This window comes from Streptomyces sp. ATLC9 (genome assembly GCF_057196705.1).
Map to the genome: position 1 here is coordinate 1 of NZ_JBXUOY010000457.1, position 2,326 is coordinate 2,326.

The 2,326-nt window shown below is 77.0% G+C and carries 2 protein-coding genes; both read right to left on the bottom strand.

Features of this window, described 5'->3' with window-relative positions:
* Positions 1–55 precede the first annotated feature (55 nt).
* Positions 56–1,498, bottom strand: coding sequence for an FAD-dependent oxidoreductase (locus tag AC2CJA_RS26205; protein ID WP_484605144.1), 1,443 nt, complete (start codon positions 1,496–1,498; stop codon positions 56–58).
* Between the two features lie 175 nt (positions 1,499–1,673).
* Positions 1,674–2,326 (bottom strand): 5-methylcytosine restriction system specificity protein McrC (locus AC2CJA_RS26210; protein ID WP_484605145.1); only part of this gene is annotated, 653 nt, incomplete at its 5' end.

Genomic DNA, 2,326 nt, shown 5'->3' on the forward strand with positions numbered 1-2,326 from the left:
CCCCCCCCCCCCCCCCCCCCCCCCCCCCCCCCCCCCCCGCGGCCGGGAGGGGCGCTCACGCGCCGCAGCAGCCGCCGGCCGGGGCCGCGCCGGTCTGGTCGGTCTGGTCGCTCTGGTCGGTCTGGTCGGTCTGCGCGGCTTCGGCCGTGGCGCCGGCGGTGAGCTGGACGAGTTCCGGGGCGGGGGCGGCGCAGCAGCCTCCGCCGGCCTGGTCGTCCTCGGCCGCCTCGGGGGCGTCGAAGAGGCCGGCGCCGCCGCACACCCCGGTCTCGGGCAGGGTCAGCTCCACCCGGTCGGCCGACTCGGTGTCTCCGGCGAGGGCGGCGACGACGGAGCGGACCTGCTCGTAGCCGGTCATGGCCAGGAAGGTCGGGGCGCGGCCGTAGGACTTCATCCCCACCAGGTAGACGCCCTGTTCGGGGTGGGACAGCTCGCGGTGGCCGTGGGGGTAGACGGTGCCGCAGGAGTGGACGTTGGGGTCGATCAGCGGGGCGAGTGCCACCGGTGCCTGGAGGCGCTCGTCCAGGCCCAGGCGCAGTTCGGACAGGAAGGACAGGTCGGGGCGGAAGCCGGTGAGGACGATGACCTCGTCCACCGGCTCCAGCCGCCGCCCGTCCTCCCCGGCCAGCACCAGACGTCCGTCGCCGTCGCGCTCGATCGCCTGGGTGCGGAAGCCGGTGACCGCGTCGGCGTAACCCTCGTCCACGGCGGCCTTGGCGGCGAGCCCGAGGGCGCCGCGGGCGGGGAGCTGGTCGGCCTCGCCGCCGCCGAAGGTGTTCCCGGAGATGCCGCGGCGCAGGATCCAGGTGGCGTGGGTGCCCTTGCCCTCCTCGGTGCGGGCGAGGTCGGCCAGGTAGGCCAGCGCGGTGAAGGCGGAGGCGCCCGAGCCGATGACGGCGGTGCGCTTGCCGGCGTGGCGGGCGCGCACCTGCGGGTCGGTGAGGTCGGGGACGCGGTAGGTGACGCGGTCGGCCGCGGCGTGCTCGCCGAGGGCGGGCAGGCCGTCGCCGCCGGCCGGGCCCGGGGTGGCCCAGGTGCCGGAGGCGTCGATGACCGCGCGGGCCAGGACGCGCTCCTCGCGGCCGTCGGCGTGGCGGACGTGGACGGTGAAGGGCCGGCTCTCGCGGTCGGCGTCCACGACGCGGTCGCGCCCCGTCCGGGAGACGCCGGTGACGGTGGCGCCGTGGCGCACCCGCTCGCCGAACACGTCGGCCAGCGGCTTCAGGTAGTGCTCGGCCCAGTCGCCGCCGGTGGGGTAGGCGGTGGCCTCGGGCCGGACCCAGCCGGTGGGGGCGAGCAGCTTCTCGGCGGCCGGGTCGATCACCTCGCCCCAGGTGGAGAACAGCCGCACGTGGGCCCACTGGCGTACCGAGCTGCCGGCGGCCGGTCCGGTCTCCAGGACCAGCGGTTCGATGCCGCGTTCGGTCAGATGGGCGGCGGCGGCCAGGCCGACGGGGCCGGCCCCGATGACGACGACCGGGTACTGCTGGGCACTCATGGCGTTGGCTCCCCACGGGAACGGGCGGCCCGGCGGACCGCTGCTTCGATTTCCGTCGATGTCTGGAGCCTGCCATGCTGAATCGACAGACGTCAAGATAGACACGCGTCGAATCAGAGATCCGTTCCATGCCGCCGCGCCGTCCGGGCCGCGCCGCCCGGCGCCGCCTCGCCGGTCACGGGCGCGGGGCGGCGCCGGCCAGATGCCGGGCGATCTCCCGCAGGGCCGACAGCATCTCCTCCGGCTCACGCGAGATGTCCAGGCCGTGCCGGTACAGCCGCACCCCCCGCCCGTCCGGCCCCGCCGCCGTACCGCGCACCTCGTGGAAGCGCGCCGGCGGCGCCCCGCCCGCGTACACCAGGTGCGCCTCGCGCAGACCGAGCACGGTGGCGTACGCCAGCGCCTGGTACAGGTCGGAGCCGGGCGGCCCGCCGCTCTCCCGGGCGACCTTGTACTTGGCGTCGGCGACGGCGAGCGGGGTACGGCCGTCGCCGCCGCGCACGACGAGGTCCGGGCGCATCCGCACCAGGCCGGCGGCATCGAGGTGGTGGGGGTCCTGCAGGCGCGCGGTCAGGCCGTGCTCCCCGAGGGCCTCGCGCAGGGCGACGGTCACGAAGTCCTCGAACAGCCGGTTCATGTCCAGCAGGAAGCCGTCCACGGCGAGCGGTTCGGCCCCGGCGGGCCGGTGCTCGGGCGAGGAGCCGCGCAGCACGGCCCCGGCCAGCCGCAGCGCCGGCCGGTAGCGGGAGTTCAGGCGCGAGGGCCGCCAGCGCGGCGGCTCCTGCCCCCGTGCCAGCGGCGCGGCGCCCGCCAGGCGCAGACGCTGGC

Excerpts from the sequence above, each read along its gene's own strand:
- AC2CJA_RS26205 (WP_484605144.1), bottom strand. The coding sequence starts at position 1,498 with ATGAGTGCCCAGCAGTACCCGGTCGTCGTCATCGGGGCCGGCCCCGTC.